Source organism: Bacillus sp. NEAU-242-2, from assembly GCF_027853835.1.
In the GTDB taxonomy this organism is placed as follows: Bacteria; Bacillota; Bacilli; order Bacillales; family Bacillaceae; genus Bacillus; species Bacillus velezensis.
Window position 1 is genome coordinate 796,098 of sequence record NZ_JAPNNY010000001.1, and the last position, 19,942, is coordinate 816,039.

At 44.3% G+C, this 19,942-nt stretch carries 20 protein-coding genes, 1 tRNA gene, 3 pseudogenes and 1 riboswitch; of the genes and pseudogenes, 13 read left to right on the plus strand and 11 right to left on the minus strand.

Going from position 1 to position 19,942, the window contains the following annotated elements; all coding sequences use genetic code 11:
- The first annotated feature begins 210 nt into the window (after positions 1–210).
- Both OWN49_RS03280 and OWN49_RS03285 read left to right on the plus strand, forming a co-directional pair.
- The gene (locus OWN49_RS03280) at positions 211–684 is read left to right on the plus strand and encodes a MarR family transcriptional regulator (protein WP_003154948.1); all 474 of its coding nucleotides are present in this window, start codon (positions 211–213) and stop codon (positions 682–684) included.
- A gap of 142 nt (positions 685–826) precedes the next feature.
- Positions 827–2,239: an MDR family MFS transporter gene (locus OWN49_RS03285; protein ID WP_176283265.1), complete on the plus strand. Its 1,413-nt coding sequence runs from the start codon at positions 827–829 to the stop codon at positions 2,237–2,239.
- 99 nt (positions 2,240–2,338) lie between these two features.
- Here OWN49_RS03285 and OWN49_RS03290 read toward each other — a convergent pair whose 3' ends face one another.
- The 3 genes from OWN49_RS03290 to OWN49_RS03300 all read right to left on the minus strand — a co-directional run bounded on the left by OWN49_RS03290 (position 2,339) and on the right by OWN49_RS03300 (position 4,320).
- A complete protein-coding gene (locus OWN49_RS03290) occupies positions 2,339–2,620 on the minus strand; it encodes a putative quinol monooxygenase (protein ID WP_077722075.1) in 282 nt (93 codons plus the stop codon).
- Between the two features lie 110 nt (positions 2,621–2,730).
- On the minus strand, positions 2,731–3,651 hold the full coding sequence (bla, locus tag OWN49_RS03295) for a class A beta-lactamase (protein ID WP_176283274.1): 921 nt from the start codon (positions 3,649–3,651) through the stop codon (positions 2,731–2,733).
- Positions 3,652–3,957: 306 nt separating this feature from the next.
- Positions 3,958–4,320: a hypothetical protein gene (locus tag OWN49_RS03300; protein ID WP_176283264.1), complete on the minus strand. Its 363-nt coding sequence runs from the start codon at positions 4,318–4,320 to the stop codon at positions 3,958–3,960.
- A 518-nt stretch (positions 4,321–4,838) separates the two neighbouring features.
- Here OWN49_RS03300 and OWN49_RS03305 point away from each other — a divergent pair.
- Positions 4,839–6,707 carry a ribonuclease YeeF family protein gene (locus tag OWN49_RS03305; protein WP_176283263.1) on the plus strand — a complete coding sequence of 623 codons (1,869 nt, stop codon included), beginning with the start codon at positions 4,839–4,841 and terminating at the stop codon, positions 6,705–6,707.
- Positions 6,708–6,713: 6 nt separating this feature from the next.
- Positions 6,714–7,016 (plus strand): contact-dependent growth inhibition system immunity protein, encoded by a 303-nt coding sequence (locus OWN49_RS03310; RefSeq protein ID WP_060657717.1) that lies wholly within the window; start codon positions 6,714–6,716, stop codon positions 7,014–7,016.
- Positions 7,017–7,295: 279 nt separating this feature from the next.
- Here OWN49_RS03310 and OWN49_RS03315 read toward each other — a convergent pair.
- Positions 7,296–7,534, minus strand: a pseudogene (locus OWN49_RS03315) (DUF2992 family protein); the annotation flags it as partial.
- 272 nt (positions 7,535–7,806) lie between these two features.
- Positions 7,807–7,921 (minus strand): annotated as a pseudogene (locus OWN49_RS03320) (N-acetylmuramoyl-L-alanine amidase); the annotation flags it as partial.
- A 286-nt stretch (positions 7,922–8,207) separates the two neighbouring features.
- On the opposite strand from OWN49_RS03320, the pseudogene OWN49_RS03325 reads away from it, so the two are divergent.
- Both OWN49_RS03325 and OWN49_RS03330 read left to right on the plus strand, forming a co-directional pair.
- A pseudogene (locus tag OWN49_RS03325) lies at positions 8,208–8,948 on the plus strand (RNase A-like domain-containing protein); the annotation flags it as partial.
- Positions 8,949–8,964: 16 nt separating this feature from the next.
- Positions 8,965–9,255, plus strand: a complete 291-nt coding sequence (locus OWN49_RS03330) for a contact-dependent growth inhibition system immunity protein (protein ID WP_176283262.1) — start codon at positions 8,965–8,967, stop codon at positions 9,253–9,255.
- A 289-nt stretch (positions 9,256–9,544) separates the two neighbouring features.
- Here OWN49_RS03330 and OWN49_RS03335 read toward each other — a convergent pair.
- The 3 genes from OWN49_RS03335 to OWN49_RS03345 all read right to left on the minus strand — a co-directional run bounded on the left by OWN49_RS03335 (position 9,545) and on the right by OWN49_RS03345 (position 12,045).
- Positions 9,545–9,617 (minus strand) — tRNA-Val (locus tag OWN49_RS03335).
- 138 nt (positions 9,618–9,755) lie between these two features.
- Positions 9,756–10,931 (minus strand): cystathionine beta-lyase, encoded by a 1,176-nt coding sequence (gene metC / locus OWN49_RS03340; protein ID WP_082997850.1) that lies wholly within the window; start codon positions 10,929–10,931, stop codon positions 9,756–9,758.
- Positions 10,924–12,045 (minus strand): methionine biosynthesis PLP-dependent protein, encoded by a 1,122-nt coding sequence (locus OWN49_RS03345; RefSeq protein ID WP_052585709.1) that lies wholly within the window; start codon positions 12,043–12,045, stop codon positions 10,924–10,926. The genes metC and OWN49_RS03345 overlap by 8 nt, the downstream gene beginning before the upstream one ends.
- A gap of 69 nt (positions 12,046–12,114) precedes the next feature.
- Positions 12,115–12,240: riboswitch (SAM riboswitch) on the minus strand.
- 174 nt (positions 12,241–12,414) lie between these two features.
- Here OWN49_RS03345 and OWN49_RS03350 point away from each other — a divergent pair.
- The 6 genes from OWN49_RS03350 to OWN49_RS03375 all read left to right on the plus strand — a co-directional run bounded on the left by OWN49_RS03350 (position 12,415) and on the right by OWN49_RS03375 (position 15,961).
- On the plus strand, positions 12,415–13,137 hold the full coding sequence (locus OWN49_RS03350) for an esterase family protein (RefSeq protein WP_060675072.1): 723 nt from the start codon (positions 12,415–12,417) through the stop codon (positions 13,135–13,137).
- A gap of 25 nt (positions 13,138–13,162) precedes the next feature.
- Positions 13,163–13,678, plus strand: a complete 516-nt coding sequence (locus OWN49_RS03355) for a YjcG family protein (protein WP_003154969.1) — start codon at positions 13,163–13,165, stop codon at positions 13,676–13,678.
- A gap of 4 nt (positions 13,679–13,682) precedes the next feature.
- On the plus strand, positions 13,683–14,114 hold the full coding sequence (locus OWN49_RS03360; protein WP_070081645.1) for a GNAT family N-acetyltransferase: 432 nt from the start codon (positions 13,683–13,685) through the stop codon (positions 14,112–14,114).
- A 160-nt stretch (positions 14,115–14,274) separates the two neighbouring features.
- Complete coding sequence (locus OWN49_RS03365) at positions 14,275–14,508, plus strand: AbrB/MazE/SpoVT family DNA-binding domain-containing protein (RefSeq protein WP_070081644.1); 234 nt, start codon at positions 14,275–14,277, stop codon at positions 14,506–14,508.
- On the plus strand, positions 14,509–15,246 hold the full coding sequence (locus tag OWN49_RS03370; RefSeq protein ID WP_176283261.1) for an ABC transporter ATP-binding protein: 738 nt from the start codon (positions 14,509–14,511) through the stop codon (positions 15,244–15,246).
- Positions 15,239–15,961, plus strand: a complete 723-nt coding sequence (locus OWN49_RS03375) for an ABC transporter permease (RefSeq protein WP_077722070.1) — start codon at positions 15,239–15,241, stop codon at positions 15,959–15,961. Before OWN49_RS03370 ends, OWN49_RS03375 begins: the two co-directional genes overlap by 8 nt.
- 41 nt (positions 15,962–16,002) lie before the next feature.
- Here OWN49_RS03375 and bla (OWN49_RS03380) read toward each other — a convergent pair whose 3' ends face one another.
- Positions 16,003–16,752: a subclass B1 metallo-beta-lactamase gene (gene bla / locus OWN49_RS03380; protein ID WP_094247070.1), complete on the minus strand. Its 750-nt coding sequence runs from the start codon at positions 16,750–16,752 to the stop codon at positions 16,003–16,005.
- Positions 16,753–16,820: 68 nt separating this feature from the next.
- Positions 16,821–17,075 carry a hypothetical protein gene (locus tag OWN49_RS03385; RefSeq protein WP_070081642.1) on the minus strand — a complete coding sequence of 85 codons (255 nt, stop codon included), beginning with the start codon at positions 17,073–17,075 and terminating at the stop codon, positions 16,821–16,823.
- Positions 17,076–17,195: 120 nt separating this feature from the next.
- Here OWN49_RS03385 and OWN49_RS03390 point away from each other — a divergent pair, with 120 nt between their 5' ends.
- Positions 17,196–19,481, plus strand: coding sequence for an ATP-dependent helicase (locus OWN49_RS03390; protein WP_176283260.1), 2,286 nt, complete (start codon positions 17,196–17,198; stop codon positions 19,479–19,481).
- A gap of 68 nt (positions 19,482–19,549) precedes the next feature.
- On the opposite strand, the gene OWN49_RS03395 is transcribed toward OWN49_RS03390, so the two are convergent.
- Positions 19,550–19,804 (minus strand): stage VI sporulation protein F, encoded by a 255-nt coding sequence (locus OWN49_RS03395; protein ID WP_003154986.1) that lies wholly within the window; start codon positions 19,802–19,804, stop codon positions 19,550–19,552.
- Positions 19,805–19,942: the final 138 nt, after the last annotated feature.

Sequence of the window (19,942 nt, forward strand, 5' to 3'; positions counted from 1 at the left end):
TAGCCTGTTATGAAGAGCTAGTAACGAATACGGAAAGAAACATACTCGAAAAACCACATTTCGGTTAAAAATAGGATACTTCTTCTGTTCCCCCTCCTTCTTATTTCTGCGCACTATCTCTCAGTTCCTAAATAATAACTTTACGATTGTTGAAAAAGAAACAAACATTTTATAATATTGTGTAAGCACCACCGAGCAGGAGGACGGGCCATGGACAAAAAAGAACAGCTCCTCACGGATTTCAGGGACTTTTTTAACAAGATGGTGTGGCTGAATAGGCTGAAGATGGAAGAAAGCCTTAAGGGGCATAAACCTTCTGAAGTGCATTGCATCGAATTCATCGAAAAAATTGAAGACGCCAATGTGACAAAACTTGCGGAGTCCCTTTATATGACAAGAGGCGCTATAAGTAAATTAACGAAGAAGCTTATCAATAAAGGCCTTATCGAAAGCTATCAGAAGCCGCTTAACAAGAAAGAAATCTATTTCAGGCTTACCGAGCAAGGAAAAGTCATTTATAAAATTCACGAGGAATTGCATAAAGAGTTTCAAGAACGGGACAAAATCGTGTTTGAACAAGTAACCGATGAACAATTTGACACAATGCTGAGCTTCGTGGAAACATACAGCAGGCATTTGGATTCAGAAATAAAGAAACTTGGTGCAGACATGAAATCGGAATAAATATGAATAAAACCATAGGCAGCCCCGCTCCATGAAAACGGGCTGCCTTTTTATATCCCTCTTATTGTTGACAAAGAAACAAAATCACTCTATTATTTTGTTGACAAGGAAACAAATACAGCAATTTTGAGAGGAGAATAATATGTCAACACATAAAAGAAAGGAACTTCGGCTGCCAAAAGAAGTTCTCACAGCCGCCTGGGCTATTGCACTGGGAGCAATTGCTCCAATGCTTGACTCTACGATGGTAAACATCGCCATCGCCAAACTGACCAAAGACTTCAACACAACATTGGATACCATTCAGTGGTCCGTTACAGGCTATATGTTAGCACTTGCGATTGCAGTACCCGTATCCGGCTGGCTTATGAATAAATATAACGGTAAGAAAATCTTCATCGGCTCAGTCATCGCCTTTGGTGTCATTTCTGTTTTTGCGGGAATGAGCCGTGACGTTTCCAGCTTCATCTTCTTCCGTTTGCTTCAAGGATTCAGCGCCGGCATTATCACTCCGCTTATGTCATCACTCTTGGTTAAAACGGCAGGTCCGGAAAACCTGGGAAAAGTGATGGCAATTGTCAGCACCCCTATGATCTTCGGCCCGATCTTAGGACCTGTCATCGGAGGCTTCATCGTCCAAGGCGCTTCATGGCATTGGATTTTTTACATCAACGTGTTCATCACTTTGATTGCCGCACCGCTTATGATGAAAACCATTCCAGACTTTGAACCATTCAACAAAGATCGTAAACTCGATATTTTCGGGATTATCAATTTGTCATTAATGAGCGCGGCATTGATGTACGGTATTACGAAAGCGGCGGATCATGCATCATTTAACAATAGCGACACCATTTTATGGGCGGGCATCGGTCTTGTTTCAGCAGTCATTTATCTTGTATATAATCTGATCAAGAAAAACCAAACCGTGCTGCCTATGAATTTGTTTGCAAACAAGAGCTTCTTAGCTTCTTCAATTGGGTTGTTCTTAGCGAATATTGCCATCATGGGGCCGATGTTAATCCTTCCGCTGTTTTTTCAAAACATTCGTCAGTTCACGGCAGTCGGAGCAGCACTCGCTTTAATCCCTCAAGGAGTCGGAATGCTCGTGACTCGTCCGCTGATCGGAAAAATGATTGATAAGATCGGTGCGAAATACGTGGTTACGGTCAGTCTTGTTCTTTCGCTGATCGGATCTATCCCGCTTATTTTTATCACCGATAACACAAGTATGATTTGGATTTCCGTCGTATTATTTATCCGCGGCACCAGTTTTGGAGGAATTATGCTCCCATTAATGAGTGAAGCTTATACAGGTCTTGACAGCAAACGGCTTCCGGAAGCAGGTGTCGGTATTCATATGATTGAAAACCTCGGTTCCAGCTTTGGGTCAGCTGTGATCGCAACCGTTACCGCAACTGTCATACAAGGATTGCAGCCAACGATTCCGAACAGTTTAAAAGGCTACCATGCCGGATTCTTAGTATCCGTCATCATCCTTGCGGCCATCTTCATTCCAAGTCTGTTCCTTACCCATAAAAAGACTGCGATATAAAGAACTTTTCAAAGTAAAAAACCCTTGCGCAGCAAGGGTTTTAATGAATGAAACTGATGATTGTTACCGGCAGAGTCGGCCAACAACAGACAAAGCCTTTTACTCACTCACATTGCTTTTCATTAACCATTCTACTTCCGTTAATTCTTGTTTTTGAACGTCTTTTGTGTGTTTTTTCGTAAAATGGACTTTAACAGCTTCTTCGTTTTCCCAAATCTCCCAAAGCATAATTTTGCGTTCTGATGGTTCAAGCGGATGAGCATGGAACTGAATACAGCCTTCTTCTTTGTTCGTTTCTTCCTCAAGTTTTTTGAATTCCTTCATTATTTCATTAAGGTCTTTATCACTGATGATTTTTAAGCATGCCGTTATGTAATGCATCGAAACTCCCCCTCTTCCCATCATTTTATGGCTTTACATTATAACATCGAAACCGGCATACCGCATTCTCAACATATAAAAAACCGTCCATAAAAAATGAACGGCAATGTTTATTTAAGATCATTAAGAGCGACTTTTGCAGCCTCAGCGATAAGAGCATTATGATAATCGGCATCTTCCGTAAATCGGTTTGACAGGATTGCCAAAACGATTGGAGCTCTGTCAGGCGGCCACACAATCGCAATGTCGTTTCGCGTCCCGTAACTTCCGGCTCCGGATTTATCGCCGACTTCCCATCCTGCAGGAGCGCCTGCCCGAATCAGTTCGTCGCCGGTAGCGTTGCCCCGCATCCAATCCGTTAAGATCGTGCGCTTGTCAGTCGTGAGAGTGTTACCTAAAGTGAACGCTTTAAGATCAGTTGCCAGTGCCTTTGCTGTGCTTGTGTCACGACGATCCCCGGGAATCGCAGAGTTTAGATCCGTCTCGAATCGATCCGCTTTCGTTACATGATCCCCGATCTGTTTCAGTGATTTTTCGAAACCTTTAGGGCCGCCAAGCTGCTGCAGCAATAGGTTCCCGGCAGTATTATCGCTGTAACGGACAGCGGCTTCGGAGATTTCTTTCAGGCTCATGCCTGTATCCAGGTGTTTTTCTGTGATTGGAGAATATGTAACTAAATCGTCTTTACTGTAGCGGATGATGGCATTAAGTTTTTCATTTGAGCTTTTCTTCAGAACAGCAGCTGCAGCCAAAACTTTATAGGTTGATGCGTAAGCAAACCGTTCATTCGGCCGATAGGCGATTGTCTTGTTTGAACCTGTATCAATCGCATAAACCCCAAGCCTGACATCAAATTTTTTCTCAAGCTGAACAAATTTTTTGTTCGTTGTACAGCTTGTCATTTTTGTGTCTTCTATGGATTTTGCTTCAGCGTGCGTAGAGCCGAATAAAGGGCTGAAACCGGTAAAGCTTAAACATAAAAGTCCAATGCATAGTCCAACTTGTATTCTCGCTTTATTTTTCACACTCAGGCCTCCTCATTATAATGTTTTTGTATACATCTTCTAATTAACATTACAAACAGGATGAAAGTCAATATATTTCCTGTGAGATGTTTTCCGTGACAGTTAGGAAAGCAGCTGAAATTTTAATTTCCGGCAGATATTTCGAGAAGAACCCATGTGATACAGCGTTTGATTTCTTGCCGGAGCCGCCCCGCCGCTCCACCCGAATTCATTTTGCCAGCTGGACCATGCGGCGGAGGCAGGCGGCGCAACGGCCGCCGCTCTCATAAGTAACACAATTGATAAATAATTGACTGAATCGTTTTTTCACCGTCATTGCTTCCCCTGTTTTTTGTATTCTGCGATTTCCTTAGGGGTAGCCTTTCGGACTCCGTCTGTGTCTGTCCTGTTTGCCACTTGAACGCCTTCCATGTTTTTTATCTCGCTGACGACTCCCAAATGCTCTAAATACACATGATCACCAATCTTGAAACGATTCAGTTTGGCCCGCTCCTCTGTCATGCTCCTGTATTCAGTCGCGGCTTTCATTTTTAATTCAGCCAGACACATTTGACAAAGGGTTACTGTTACAGAATTGCCGTTAAAATCAGTAAACGAAACCGATCTGACAGATTCCTTTCCCGGGTGCATCGTGCATGTTTTCTTCATAGGCAATGGCCGTGTAAATTCAATCATTCCGCTTCCTCCTCAAAAAAAGTCTTTTCGTCCCTCTGACATAACTCGGATGAATGGGAAGTTCCATACACCCGCATTCGAACTGTCACAACACATGGAGATTGCCTTTCCTTCGCCGTCTGACGGATTTTCATACATTTTTCATAGCTGTAAGCCTATATTCCTTTATATTCCCAATGCCCGCCGCATTTCCCTGTTATGATGAAGTTTTTAAAGCTGTTGACCAGTTGCCCATGTTAGTTCCATGCGAAAAGCGGTTTGACCGTCGTATCCTAATTCATTCGGGTGAATTTCAGCCCTCTAATATGTGTGTATGCTTTTCAAAGGAGGTGCGTCACATGATGTTCTAACAACCGATTCAACCCAAAGCTAACTCTACTCCAATTCCCGATCTTAAAATAAGTAAATTTACCCAGAACAAATTAATCATTTTGCACTTTCAAAATACTTATTTGGCTTTTCCTTCATTCTTCCATGGTAATATCTTGTTGAAGTATTTCGCATGAAAGGATATGGTCATGAAAGTTTTTGAAGCAAACACCCTCCTGGCCGCTGCCAAACAGCGCGCGGGTGAATACAAAAAACTGCGCGGTCAGATGGTCAACCTGAAAAAAGCCTTTCAAGGCATGGCTGATCTTGGTGACAATGATTTCTCCGGCCGGGGCGCAGACAACATTAAAGCTTTTTTCAAGGACCACGCCGGCGTCATAGACAGTTGGCTTGATCTGATCGATATGAAAATCGCATTTCTCACAAGCCTTCCCGGCAAGGTCGAAGATGCCGGACTTTCCAATTCACATGTAGAAGAATCATTTCTGGAACACGAGCTCACCCACGCCCTCAGTAAATCAAAGGCGATTATGGAAGAGCAGAAAAAGGACATGCGCTCCATCCTCGGAGAGATCGATGACATCATCTCGCTTGATCTGTTTTCAACCGAAAACACGGATCAGAAGCTCTCTTCAGCTGACAAAAAAAGAAACGAAACAATACATAAGCTCGGCAAACTTGATCACGATCTAACGAAAGAATACGCAGAAACCGAAGCAAACGAACAGTTCATCCAAGCCGACTTTCAGCAGCTCCAAAACGCCACAGGCAAAGGAAAAGGCGCCACGCCGCTTCACTACAATGCCAAAGCATACCGAGAAAGCGATATCCATAAGAAAAAAGGCGACATCGCAAGACATTCGGATGCTTATTTGACGATTAAAAAGGAAGAGGCGAAAGAGCGTGAAATCAAGGATCTGAAGAAAAAGCTGGCTGATGGTGTAACCGATCCGGATGAGTATTTGGAAATCGCGAAGAAGATCGGCTATGAAAACCTTGAACCCGCTCAGGTGCAATATGTGATGCAGCTCGAACAAGCAAAACAGCTCGAAGAAGTCGGAGAAACAGCTTGGGATATCGTCAAAGGAATAGGCGTCGGCCTTTATGATGTGGGAAAAGACACCATAATAGGCGTCAAAGATCTCGCTGTCGGCGCATGGGATTTTTACCATCTCTCTGATGAACAAAAAGTCGCTAAAACCATATCTGCTGTATTGAACACGCCCTCCTACGCAAAAATCATATGGACAAACCTGGCGGATTCATGGAATGATAAAATGGTTAACGGGGATGCGTATTCAAGATCCCATTACATCACTTACGCCATCGGGAGCATCGTCGGACTAAAAGGTTCCGGCTCAGCTGTAAAAGTATCAAGCAAGCTCGCCAAAACAGGTGCCGCCAAAGTGGATAACGTCTTGGAAGCCGGGGAAAAAGCGGCTGCAAAACATGTAAAAACCAGGATTGAAAAAGGAAAAAATTATATCAATTCCGTTTCTAAAAATAAGTATGAACCTGCACTTGCCGGAATAGGCCAGGATATTGAAAATACTCACAATGTGAAGAATACGCCTTTATTGAAAAGTATTATTGAAGATCAGAAAGAAAGTGTTCTCAGTAAATCTGTGACTTCTGACAATAACGGCATACATAGTGTTAAACAAGGAGACAGCAGTCCTCTCGCACCGGGCGGGGGTTTAGCTGCTCACGAAGCAAAAGGCGGACACCTTATAGAAAGGCATGTTGGTAAGACTGATGAAGAGTTATTACAGAGGCTACAGATAAACAAGAAGATACGTGCCTCTTCTAGTTTCACTGATAGGCCAACTGCAGAAAGAGTCGCTAATGAAACATTAACTAAACATAAAAAGGAAATTGAAGAGTGGTTAAAAAGTGATGTTAACGATCCATTACCGTTACCTTATAGAGGAACCGAAGTTATAGGTAGAGGAGTTCGTAAAGGTTCAAATGAAGTTAAAGATATGACTTATGCTAGAATAGTATTAAAGAAAAATAAAGATGGTAGCTTTATACTAACAGGCTACCCAACGAGGTGATATATAATGATTGAAATTAAAGTTTCTGATCCTGTATTTAGATTTCTCGGTGGACATTTTCACCAAGATATAGAGTCTCCGGAAAATGCACTTGATGAATATTTAAATGAAGCATCACAAAAACTAAAAGAAAGAGATTTAATAGCACTAACTGAGTTTGTAAATAGTGATCATTCAGAAGAAGACAAGAATGAATTTATAGAGGAAGCAGCGGATGGTATATACTTTCCTGAAGATGATATAACTCCATTAGAATGGCTTAAGCAAGTCACTGAACAAATTAAAAAGCATCTTAAACAACATAGTTAGAAAAAGAGCCCTCTTTTAAGAAGGGCTTCTTTTATTAATTAAATTTCGCTTTCGTTTTTGGTCCGCAAATTCCGTCTGGCTTCAAACCATACATGAGCTGAATCGTACTGAATCGTTCAGCCGCATTTACTGATGTAAGTGAATTTAAATAAATTGCAAAAAAACCCTCCTCATCTTGAGAAGGGCTCTGACTTATACTTCTTTTTCTCTAAATCAGTCCGAAGCAAAAAACTGATGCCGCTCAACTTTTCAATCGAAGTGCTTCAGCGGGTTCTCCAACTATTTGCCCCTATGCTTTTCTTTTGCTTTTTGTTTTCTGATTAAATATTCTTGTTCCTTTATTTTTTCTCTTTCTTTTCTTTTTTCAAGCTCCTGTTTTATTGCATTTTGCGCCTTAGTTGATATCCCGATATTTTTCATCTCTTTAGAAGCTTGTCATTGCAATCTTTTTGGATTTAATTTCTTAGATTTTGCTTTAACACAACCCCTTCTTGTTCAGTGTGGGAGAGAGTCTGTAAAAAAGGAAAGAGTCTCCGCTTATTTTAACAACACTTCAAGTTTTGCTTTGGTTCAAGCGCATAAATTCCATCAGCTTTTAATCCATTCACCAATTGAAATCAATTACTGCATTCGCTGTCTTCGCTCCATATGCTCCATCAACCCCAAAGTTCTTCCGCTTTAATAAAGGGTCGACAGCGCCGTTCGAATCTGTTTTACGCTCAATGGGCTTTTGACTTTAAAAAACCGGAAAGCAAGGGGAAGGATGATTTCTTGCCTTAGGATGGAGGGCCCCCTGTATCACTTCTTTATCATCGACGGCAAAATGATATCTAGTCGATTCGCTGCTACCGGTCATATAACTGATTTCATTAGCGGCTGCATGCGTCATTTCCTGTTCTATGAATGATTTCCAGAATTTCGCTGTATTTTTCATACAAAACTAAATATTCCGTTTTTCAAATACAAAAAAACAGCAGGATTAACCAGCTGCTGATCGTTATCACTTTAGCCGTTCAGTGATACGGAATTTCTGTATTTCTCTGTAATGAACAGGTTTCGGCAAAGACCGCCGCCTTAAAGGCGATGTTCACCTCCCTTGAAGTATACAGCGAATGTACTTCAAAATCGGCCCAAAAAAGCAGTTCCGTCCCCAATTCGCCCCTCGATGAATGATGACAAAATCAATAAATAAGCATTGTCGGGCTCAAAGGTTCCGGCTCAGCTGTAAAAGTATCAAGCAAGCTCGCTAAAACAGGTGCCGCCAAAGTGGATAACGTCTTGGAAGCCGGTGAAAAAGCGGCTGCAAAACATGTAAAAACCGGGATTGAAAAAGGAAAAAATTATATCAATTCCGTTTCTAAAAATAAGTATGAACCTGCACTTGCCGGAATAGGCCAGGATATTGAAAATACTCACAATGTGAAGAATACGCCTTTATTGAAAAGTATTATTGAAGATCAGAAAGAAAGTGTTCTCAGTAAATCTGTGACTTCTGACAATAACGGCATACATAGTGTTAAACAAGGAGACAGCAGTCCTCTCGCACCGGGCGGCGGATTAGCTGCCCACGAGGCAAAAGGCGGACACCTTATAGAAAGGCATGTTGGGAAAACAGATAAAGAATTAATAGAAAGACTGAAAACTGATCCTAACCCACATATTACAGCTTCATCTACTTTTAAAGATAGGGCTACCGCTGAAAGAATTGCTAATTCAGTTTTAAACGATCCAAAAAATATAAAGAAAATCGAAAATTGGATTGATGATCCTAAAAAACCTAAATTAATGTTAAGATACAAGGGCGATGGAGAAATAATAGGCAGAAGTGTATCAAGAAATTCAGAACTAGTAGAAAACGTTACAAACGCAAAAATTATACTCAAAAAAGATAATAACGGTAACTTTATCCTTACAGGATATCCAACCAAATAGAAAGAGAGGAAGTATCATGGATGAAAGGTATGATTTCTTAGATGAATTAGAAAATTTTTTAGGTGCAACATTTCATCAAGATATCCAATCCCCTGAACACGCCTTAGACGAATTTATTGAGGAAATTAGTAAAGAAGGTTTGGTATTTACAGTAAAGTATTGCGAAGAGTTTCTAAATAGCGATCTAACTAAAGAAGAAAAGGAAGACATTATAAAGTGTAATGCAGAAATATATTTCCCGACAATTGGCTTACCACCTATAGAATGGTTGAAAAGTGTAATAGAACAACTAAAAGAAGCTATTTAAAAGAAACACTGAAGGCCCCCATTTTATGAGAGGGCCTTTTTATATTGATACCGATTTTTTGGCTTTTTTATCCGGATAGAAATGCAATACCACACAGTGCGGTTTGGATCTACTTGACGGCATCACCAGCTGAACTTTTCAACTATTTTGATCCTAAAAAGAAATACGGCCAATAAATTTCGAGCCAAAAAATCAAGTTCGCCAACAGTTTGCGAACAACTTACGAATTTGATAAACCGGCTATATTAAAAGAAAGTAAAAAACCCTTGCTGCGCAAGGGTTTTGGCTATGATTCCGACTGGGCTCGAACCAGCGACCTCTACCCTGTCAAGGTAGCGCTCTCCCAGCTGAGCTACGGAATCATGATATGTATGTGTTGCTGGGTATGTTGTTGTCTCTCTGACATTTATAATTATATATCCTGATTTCTCATTCGTCAACACTTTTTTTATCTAAAATAAAAAAAGGGCGCGTCGCAAAATTGACGGCGCCCTTTTCGTTTATGATCTCACTTGGGCGGGGGTTATTTTTTTCAATGCCTGTTCGAAGTCCCGTTCTAAATCTTCGGCGTTTTCGACTCCGACGCTCAGGCGCAGAAGGCCGTCTGTGATGCCGCGTTTCTCCCTCTCTGCTTTCGGCATGGCGGCATGCGACATGGCTGCAGGGTATGAGAGAATGGATTCAACGGCGCCGAGGCTGACGGCAAATACCGGAAGCGATACGTTTTCGACCAGCTTTTTGACGGCTTCTTTGCTTTCCAATTCAAAGGACAGGACGGCGCCCGCTCCGCTCGCTTGACGTTTATGGGTATCGGCTCCCGGGTGTCCGGCAAGGCCGGGATAGTAAACGTTTTTGACGGCGGGATGCCCGTTAAAATAGGCAGCCAGCCGCTCAGCCGTCCGGCTCGCTTTTTCCAGTCTGACCTGCAATGTTTTTAAGCCTCTCAATACGAGCCAGCAATCCTGAACGCCGAGCACCGCTCCAAACGAGTTTTGCAGCTTATACAGCTGATTGCCGAGCTCTTCATCTTTTACGGCAGCAAGGCCTGACAGCACGTCACTGTGGCCGCTTAAAAATTTCGTCGCACTGTGAAGCACGATATCTACACCGAGATCAAGCGGACGCTGCAGAGCAGGCGTCATGAATGTATTGTCAAGGTATGTCAGACAGCCGTGATCCTTTGCCAGTTTGACGACGCCCTTAATATCCGTGATGCCGAGCGTCGGGTTTGACGGTGTTTCCATATAAATGGCTTTCGTGTTCGGACGGATGGCGCGGGCGACCGCTTCTGTGTCCGTCATATCGACAAAGGTATGTTCGATTCCGAAACGGGACAGAACCTCAGTCACCATGCGGAATGTTCCGCCGTACACATCCTCCGTGACGAGAACATGGTCGCCTTGGGATAAGAGCAGAAATGCCGTCGAAATCGCCGCCATACCGGAGCTGAAAGCAAAACCTCTCGTTCCGCCTTCAAGACCTGCAATCGTTTCTTCAAGCGCTGTTCTTGTCGGTGTGCCTGAGCGGCTGTAATCATATGTCCCGAATTCTTCAAATGAAGACTGATGGAATGTGGAAGCATGCTGGATCGGCACGCTGACGGCTCCGGTGGCTCCGTCTGTTTTAAATGGATTGTGCACGAGCTGGGTTTCCAGCGTCCAATTGTGATTACTCATATGACACGGCCCCCTCTTTTACTTGCTGTAATGCCTGCTTTACATCCCGCTTCAAATCTTCTGCATGTTCAATGCCCACTGAAAAACGCAGCAGGCGGTTGCAGACGCCGTTTGCGATACGGATATCTTCCGGAATGTCCATGTGCGTCTGTGTCGCGGGGTATGTAATAAAGCTTTCCACCCCGCCGAGACTTTCTGCGAAACAGATCGTTTTCAGCGCCTTTAAAAACGGATTGACCCATTCCTCTTTTTGCAGCCGGAAAGACAGCATCCCGCCTTTTCCGGGATATAACACGTCGGCGATTTCCTCTTCCTGTTCTAAAAATTCTGCAAGTTCACGGGCGTTTTCTTCATGACGGCGCATTCTGAGTCCGAGTGTTTTCATCCCTCTCATTAAAAGCCACGAATCAAACGGCGGGAGAACGGCGCCGATCGCATTTTGGTGATTAAACATGATGTCGCCGAGCTCTTCATCCTTAACGACAGCCAGACCGGCAAGGAGGTCATTGTGCCCCGCTAAATATTTTGTGGCGCTGTGAATGACGATGTCCGCTCCCAGTTCAAGCGGGCGCTGGAGCACCGGAGTATAAAACGTATTATCCACAATTAAAAGCAGGCCGGCTTCTTTCGTAATCCGGGCGATTTTTTCAATGTCCGCCTCCTGCATTAACGGGTTTGTCGGCGTTTCAACAAATACCGCTTTCGTGTTTTCCGTTATTTTGGAGCGTAAACAGTCTTCATCGCTGAAATCATCATAAATAAAGCTTAAGCCGTATTTTCTCCATTCGTTTTCAAACAAACGGTACGTGCCTCCGTATAAATCGGAGGATACAATCAATTCATCCCCGCTTTTAAATAAAGCCATAATGGTTTGAATGGCTGCCATTCCCGAGCTGAAAGCAAATCCTCTCGCACCGTTTTCCAACACGGCGATGGCGTCTTCGACGAGCTGGCGTGTCGGGTTTTTCGTGCGCACGTAATCAAAACCTGTAGATTCTCCTATTCCTCTATGGCGGTAAGCGGTGGACAGATAAATCGGCGGACTGACCGTTCCCGTTGCTTCTTCGCTTCTATTTCCAATTTGGGCTAATTTTGTTTCAACATGCTGCGTCATCAGTAAGCACCATCCTTTTTCAAAAATAAAAAAGCCCCCTCTTCATAAGAAGAAGGAGCTTTTCTCTTCCTCTTATCTTCCAAGCATGTGAATCGCTTGCTGGATTTAGCACCTTGGCACTTTGCCTTCCCGCGGCAAAGCAAACCGGTTGCTGAGGTTTCAAAGGGCCAGTCCCTCCACCTCTCGTGATAAGAATATTGTTTTGTATTTTCTGATTGTTCTATATTAACGCACTATAAAATGGATTTCAACAACTTTTTATTTATCTGAACTCTCGCAAGAAGTGCATCTGAAGAAAGAAATTTCTAATAATTCATGGTACAATAGGAAAAAACCATCAAGACAAGAAGCGGCCTGGAGGAATGCGAAGTGGCATCAAAAAACGGAATCATTCATGAGAAAACACTTTTCTCCCATGAGCTTGAAGAGGAAATGACCGTTTTGGTCTACCTGCCCGCCACCTTCTCCCCCCTGTATAAATATCATACGGTCATCGCTCAGGACGGCCATGATTATTTCAGATTAGGGAGAATCGGGCGTCAGGCGGAAGAGCTTATGTCAAAAGGGGAAATTGACCGCTGCATCATTATCGGCGTCCCTTATAAAAATGTGCGGGAGCGAAGAAACACATACCATCCAGAAGGCTCTAAGTTCGCCTCATATAAGCGGTTTATCGCCAATGAGCTCGTTCCATTTATCGACAAAGAATACCCGACTTATCAAGTCGGATACGGCCGCACCATGATCGGGGATTCCCTCGGCGGAACCGTTTCGCTCATGACGGCGATTGACTATCCGAATATGTTTGGAAACGTCATCATGCAGTCTCCGTATGTTGACGGGCACGTGCTGGATGCCGTCCGGCAGTCGGAGGATCTCAAACAGATTTCCGTTTATCATCAAATCGGAGAAAAAGAAACCGCCGTCCACACGACGGACGGCCAGGTGCTTGATTTCACCGCGCCGAACGAAGAGCTCAAACAGCTGCTGGAAAGCAAACAGTCTGAATACACGTATGAAACCTTTGACGGGGATCATAAATGGACATACTGGCAGCCGCTCATCACGCCGGCGCTGAAAAAAATGCTGTAACCATTCATTTAAGGAGGGAACTTTCATGAAATACGGTATTGTTTTATTTCCATCAAAAAAATTACAGGATCTCGCAAATTCGTACCGGAAACGCTACGACCCGAGCTACGCGCTCATTCCGCCGCATCTGACGGTAAGAGATCCGTTTGAAGCGACAGAACAGGAAATCGAGCAGGTCGTATCACAGCTGAGACAGACGGCGAAAGAGTCGCATCCGCTCGTTCTGAAAATCACAAAATACAGCTCGTTTTCTCCTGTGAATAATGTGATATATATGAAAGCAGAGCCGACGGAGGAATTAAAATCTCTGAGTGAGAAATGCTACTCAGGAGCATTATCCGGCGAGCCGGAATACAGCTTCGTTCCGCATGTCACGGTCGGCCAGAAGCTGTCGTCAGATGAACATTCCGACGTACTCGGACAGCTGAAAATGCAGGACATTTCCCACGAAGAAGTCATCGACCGTTTTCACCTGCTCTATCAGCTGGATAACGGCTCATGGACTGTGTACGAAACATTTTTATTAGGCGGAGGAGAATAACTGCTTGGAATCCATCATCGCAAAAACTGAAAAACAGCTGAACGACGCTTTTTTCGTCAGAAAAGAGGTCTTTGTGAAAGAACAGCATGTTCCGGAAGAAGAGGAAATTGATCAATTCGAAGACACGTCAGAGCATATAGTCATATATGACGGCGGCCAGCCGGTCGGAGCCGGCAGATGGCGCTTGAAAGACGGGCATGGAAAATTAGAGCGCATCTGCGTAATGAAAAGCCATCGTTCTTTAGGCGTCGGAGCCATCATAATGCAGGCGCTTGAAAAAGCGGCGGCAGCCAAGGGCGCCGGCAGCTTTATCTTACATGCGCAGACGCAGGCGGTTCCGTTTTACGAAAAACAAGGATACCGCGTCACTTCCGGCGAAGAATTTCTCGATGCGGGCATCCCCCATCTGGAAATGATAAAGGAATACAAACAATAAAATCAAAAGCACTCCTGTTGATATGGCAGGAGTGCTTTTTTTATGAAAATCATACTATTTCATGAAATTTATTGCATTTTATGGAAGGTTAATGTATGTTTAGTATACGAAGTATTACAATTCATACAAAAAATATAATTCATATTTCGGAGGGATAAACATGACGGCACCAAAAGGAAAACACATATTCGGGACTGTTAAAGTGGGCACAAAAGGACAGATTGTCATTCCTAAAGAAGCAAGAGATGTTTTCGATATAAATCCGGGGGATTCACTGCTTATGCTTGGGGATGACCAGCAAGGTATCGCACTTGTTAAACAAGAACTCTTTTTCGAGTTTGCAAAAGATATTTTAAACGCTAAGCAAATCGACGCAGATAGCGAGAACGAGTAAATGCACGCGATTGAGCTGAAGCAATTAACGAAACATTATAAAGAAACCGCCGCCGTTGACCGTCTTGAGTTCTCAGTTGAGAAAGGGGAATTTTTCGCTTTACTCGGTGAGAACGGAGCCGGAAAAACGACATTAATCAGTATGCTTTGCGGACTCCTCTCTCCGGATGAGGGTGATGCATCAGTGCTTGAACACAGTATTTTGACTGATTTGGATAAAATAAAACCGAAATTGAACATGTCCCCGCAGGAAACAGCCATCGCTCCTCATCTAACCGTACGGGAAAACTTAGAGTTTATAGCCGGAGTCTACGGAATTCCGAAAAAAGAAGCAAAAAAAAGAACAGATGAGATGCTCGAATTGTTTCAATTAAAAGAGAAAGAAAGAGCAAAAACCAAAACCTTATCAGGAGGAATGCAGCGCCGCCTCAGCATCGCAATGGGCATGATTACAAAACCGGATATTTATTTCTTAGATGAGCCGACATTAGGGCTGGACGTCCGTTCACGCCGCGAGTTGTGGAAAAATCTTGAGACATTAAAGGGAGACATGACGATTATTTTAACAACACACTATTTAGAAGAGGCTGAAGCCCTGGCAGACCGTATTTGCATTTTAGAAAATGGGACTCTAAAAGCACTGGGCACGGCGGAGGATCTGAAAAAACAAACTCATTCAGCCACATTTGAAGATGCCTTTTTAGCGATTTGTGACGGAGAGGCGGGTCTTTATGCTTGATTTCGCCATTCGCAACCGCAAAGAGATTTTTCGTGACCCCCTGTCTATTATCCTTGGAATCGCACTGCCTGTTATTCTATTGTTTCTGTTTACGGCAATTGAAAAAAATGCGCCACTTGATACCTTTAAAATTCAGCACTTAGCACCCGGACTCATTGTTTTCGGTTTCGCTTTCCTTACGATGTTCTCTGCATTGCTGATCGCAAAAGACAAACAGACCGCCCTTTTGACCCGTTTGTTTGCTTCCCCTTTAAAAACAGCCGATTATGTTATCGGTTACGCAATGCCGATGCTGCCGTTAGCCATTTTACAAATCATCATTTGTTTTATCGCAGCTGCTGCTGCCGGTTTATCCGCCGAGTGGATGAATCTTCTCGCAGGTATCGCTGTCTTGCTGCCGATTGCGATGATGTCCGTTTTCTTCGGTTTATGTTTAGGGGCTGTGTTTACGGACAAACAAATTTCAGGTATCGGAACGATTTATATTACACTCGTGCAATTTCTGGGCGGAGCTTGGATGGAGGTGAGCCTGCTCGGTGACACATTCAAACATATCGCTTATGCCTTACCGTTTGTTCACTCGATCGAGCTGGCCCAGGAAGTCATATCCGGAGATTATTCTTCCTTTCATCAGCATATTTGGCCGATAGCGGGATATACCGTTTTGGCGCTTGCACTTGCTTTCCTCAGTTTTATGAAAATCAGGAAGAGATAAAAAAAGCCGGCACTCCGTAATGGGAGCGCCGGTTTTCTTTTTTACGTTTCTTTCAGAAGGCTTATCGTATGCGGCAGCAGACGGTCATCCCCCGGACTGCCATGGCCCGGAACGACAATGCTGATGTCCTGATATCTTTTCATGACTTTGCGGACGGCGCGCGGCCACTGATCCGGATAAAAGCCCGGAGTTGGCACGATTTCCTTTGTTTCTAAAGCCTTGATTAAACAACCGCCGAATAAGAGCTTATCCTCAGGCAGCCAGACGGTAATATTGTCTTCCGTATGCCCTTTTCCCGGATAAAACGTTTCAATTTTCATATCGCCAAACTGCAGCTTTGTCACGTTTTTCAAATCTCCGAGCGGCCGGTGATATCCCTGCTGCCGGGCGAAGTCGGCGGTCAGCTTCGTGCTGTGCACCTTTACACCGTATTTGTACAGTGTGTTCAGCCCGCCGATGCGATCGTCATGGGCGTGTGTCACAATGGCATCGGTCATCCTTTTGCCGGGAAACCGCTGTTTTATTTCTGTCATTAATTGCTCTGTGAGACTGTCATTCCACGGAGTATCAATCAGTACGATTCCTTTGGAAGTTTCAAGAAGCAATCCGTTCGCAGGGACGGGACTTCCGTCTGCCGTACCGATGCTTGTATGCATCCAGACATGCGGCGCCAGCTGTGTAAGAGTGACATCTTTTGCTGCGGAGCTCTCCGCCGCGTGTGCCGGTTTCATTCCGGCAGTAAAGAGGCCGAATAGAAATAACCCCGCAATTAATAATGAAAGCTTTCTCAAATTGAATCATTCCTTTCCGCATCTTTCATCTATACGGCTCAAAAAAACCCGGAGATTTCCGGGCTTTTTCACACGTATTGATTTATCAACCGGCCTTTTCCCATAATTTGCGGCAGACGGGAAAGAGAGCGCTTACGTTTTTCTTCATGCACTTTCTTTGCTGCGGCTGCGGTGTTTTCCTGGCGGCGCTCCACCTCTCTGTACACCCTGTCATTGGCGAGGGCGGCCGCTTTCGTAATACCGGCGTAATCAGGCTTATAACCCGCTGCCCGGTTTGCGTATTGAGAATACTGCTGGTTTTGAATCCGTCCTGCATAAATCATATGTACCCCTCCCCTTCGCTTTTTATTTCCCTTAATCTTACTTTTTGAAACGCGGTTCTTTTGTTATGATATTCTTTGTCTATCAAATGGATGAACACCTTTTAATGGGAGGACCCCTTTTTGAAATGCGCCCGACTGAATAACCGAACGATACATTTACATACATATTCTAGAGAACATTACCAATTCCTTTTTGAAGAAGCTCAGAAAGGAAATATTTTTTGCGCACATTGTGACCAGCCCGTCTTGATGCGGCTTTCGATTTTAGAGCAGCCGGCATTTTATCATCGGCAAAAGGGAGACTTCACCGCCTGTGAAAAAGCATGTGCGGCCGAGGAACCACAAGCGGAGAAAGAAAAAGAAGAGTATAAGGAGGCAGGCATGTTCCGCCTGCCGAAAGGAAAAGCGATTTCAGAGAATCCGAAACCGATCGTCTCAGAATGGAAAAGCCCGAAAAAAGTGCCTGCGGCCGAACCGTTTTCACCAACATCCGAGGCGGCTGATACATCTTTGTTCCCCGGCATCGGCCTGAACCGCGAACAGATGAAGGCAGTTACTGAAACGGACGGGCCTTTATTAGTGCTTGCCGGAGCGGGAAGCGGAAAAACAAGGGTGCTGACAGCCCGCGCCGCCCATATGATTGAACACCTCGGCATTTCACCTGAGAATATGCTGCTTGTGACCTTTACGACAAAAGCCGTCGCCGAAATGAAAGAGCGGATGGCGAATGAGTACGGGCTGGCAGCCGGAAAAGTCTCCCGTCTCGTGACCGGAACATTCCACAGTTTTTTCTATAAAATACTCTATCATTATGATTCTTCAAAATGGAACGGCAGCCAGCTTTTAAAAATGGAGTGGCAAAAAGAGCAATATGTGAAAAAGGCGCTTTATGAAGAAAATTTGGATGAAAAAGAGTTTCCCGTCGACCAGGCGCTACAGCTTATCGGCTGCTGGAAAAACACGTATCTCCCCCATGAGACCATTCCGCTTGCGGACGACTGGGAGAAAAAAGTGTACCGGCTCTACGAACGTTACGAACGGCAGAAGCGGGAAAAACGGCAATTTGATTTTGATGACATGGCCCAAGGCTGTTATGAACTGTTTCAAAGCCGGCCTGATATTCTCGCGCAGTACCAAAACAGATTTTCTCATATTTTGATTGATGAGTTTCAAGATATTAATCCTGTCCAGTACAACATTATGCAAATGATCGCAAGCCCGGAGAATAACCTGTGCTGCGTGGGTGATGACGACCAATCCATTTATGCGTTCCGCGGCAGCAGCCCGTCTTTCATTCTTGATTTTCAAAAGGATTATCCGGCAGCAAAGACCATTTACTTAACGGCAAATTACCGCTCGCCGCATCCGATCGTCTCAAGCGCTCATGCCGTCGTAAAGAAAAATAAAAAACGGTATGAAAAAATACTTTCTGCCGTCAAAGACGGCGTTCACAATCCCGTGATATTTTATCCTTACGATGAAGAAGAAGAGGCGACCATGATCGTTTCGGATATGAAAGAGAAAATTCAAAACGGGGCGAGTCCTGACGATTTTGCCGTGCTTTACCGGACAAACAGCGCCGGACGGGCCATTTATGAAAGACTTCACCAATCATCGATTCCTTATCATGCCGACCGTGGCGTGCAGACGTTCTACAGCCGCAGAATCGTACGCCAGATCCTCGCCTACTTATATGCGAGTCAGAATGAAGATGATACGGATGCGGTGAAAGACCTGCTGCCCGCCTTATTTTTAAAGCAATCCGCCCTGCAAACGTTAAAGGCGCTGTCAATCACGGAAGATTGCACGATGATTAAGGCACTGACGAAACTGCCTGACCTGAAGCCTTTTCAAATAGGGAAGATCAAGCAGATCGTTCCGTTTTTCGCAAGCATCCGGACAATGAAGCCGGTTGAAGCCATCACCTTTGCAGAAAGCAAAATGGGTTTTTCCGAGTATTTAAAAAAACGGGGCAATGAGGGAAACAAACTGGAAAAAGGCTCTGATGATCTCAGGGATGTCAAAGTGGCCGCCAAAAAATTCAAAACCATTCCCGATTTTCTTGCGCATGTCGATCATATGCGCGCCGCTGAGAATCAGAAAACCGATGAAAACGGCGTCGAACTGCTGACCATTCACCGCTCTAAAGGTCTTGAATTCAATACGGTCTATATTTTAGGCGCGGCTGACGGCTCGATCCCCCATGACTTCGCGCTTGAGACGGCGAGACAGGGCGATCCCGCTCCGCTCGAAGAAGAAAGACGGCTCCTGTATGTCGCAATGACAAGGGCCATGCAGCATTTATATGTATCTTGTCCCGCGTACAGGCGGGGAAAAACAGCGCGCAGCTCAAGATTTCTCGAGCCCCTTCTCCGGACGGACAGACGGAGCGCACTCAGGATATAAAGAACCCGGCAGTGATCTGCCGGGTTTTTCTCACATAAAAAGGCCTTTTTAGCAAGGCCGGCTGACGCCTATTTATTGTTCAACATTTTAGAAATGGTGCCAAAATCAAGTTTCTCTTTACCGCTTGTAATCGATTGAACGATTTTGTCTTCCAATTCTTTCGGAACACGCTTGTTAGCCAGCTGGGACACCTTCTGAATGACGCCTCTCACCGTGTTTTCATCTTTGAAATTGGCATTTTGCAATGATCCTGCAAGGTTCATGACATCCTTCATGCTGACGCCTGTTTTCTTCTCAATATTTTTGAAAAATTGATTATCCATGGTGTGCCTCCTTTTGTGGAGTAATACGATATTGTATGAATAAAGAGCGGAACATGTGCCCGTAAGACAAGGAAAAAATTCAGAGTGCCCCGTCTCTATACTCCTTCATACATCAGGGAAGCACGGGACTGAACGGTC

Coding starts and splice junctions, on each gene's coding strand:
- OWN49_RS03280 (WP_003154948.1), top strand. CDS start 211: ATGGACAAAAAAGAACAGCTCCTCACGGATTTCAGGGACTTTTTTAAC.
- OWN49_RS03285 (WP_176283265.1), top strand. CDS start 827: ATGTCAACACATAAAAGAAAGGAACTTCGGCTGCCAAAAGAAGTTCTC.
- OWN49_RS03290 (WP_077722075.1), bottom strand. CDS start 2,620: ATGCATTACATAACGGCATGCTTAAAAATCATCAGTGATAAAGACCTT.
- OWN49_RS03300 (WP_176283264.1), bottom strand. CDS start 4,320: ATGATTGAATTTACACGGCCATTGCCTATGAAGAAAACATGCACGATG.
- OWN49_RS03305 (WP_176283263.1), top strand. CDS start 4,839: ATGAAAGTTTTTGAAGCAAACACCCTCCTGGCCGCTGCCAAACAGCGC.
- OWN49_RS03310 (WP_060657717.1), top strand. CDS start 6,714: ATGATTGAAATTAAAGTTTCTGATCCTGTATTTAGATTTCTCGGTGGA.
- OWN49_RS03330 (WP_176283262.1), top strand. CDS start 8,965: ATGGATGAAAGGTATGATTTCTTAGATGAATTAGAAAATTTTTTAGGT.
- metC (WP_082997850.1), bottom strand. CDS start 10,931: ATGAGTAATCACAATTGGACGCTGGAAACCCAGCTCGTGCACAATCCA.
- OWN49_RS03345 (WP_052585709.1), bottom strand. CDS start 12,045: ATGACGCAGCATGTTGAAACAAAATTAGCCCAAATTGGAAATAGAAGC.
- OWN49_RS03355 (WP_003154969.1), top strand. CDS start 13,163: ATGAAATACGGTATTGTTTTATTTCCATCAAAAAAATTACAGGATCTC.
- OWN49_RS03365 (WP_070081644.1), top strand. CDS start 14,275: ATGACGGCACCAAAAGGAAAACACATATTCGGGACTGTTAAAGTGGGC.
- OWN49_RS03370 (WP_176283261.1), top strand. CDS start 14,509: ATGCACGCGATTGAGCTGAAGCAATTAACGAAACATTATAAAGAAACC.
- OWN49_RS03375 (WP_077722070.1), top strand. CDS start 15,239: ATGCTTGATTTCGCCATTCGCAACCGCAAAGAGATTTTTCGTGACCCC.
- OWN49_RS03385 (WP_070081642.1), bottom strand. CDS start 17,075: ATGATTTATGCAGGACGGATTCAAAACCAGCAGTATTCTCAATACGCA.
- OWN49_RS03395 (WP_003154986.1), bottom strand. CDS start 19,804: ATGGATAATCAATTTTTCAAAAATATTGAGAAGAAAACAGGCGTCAGC.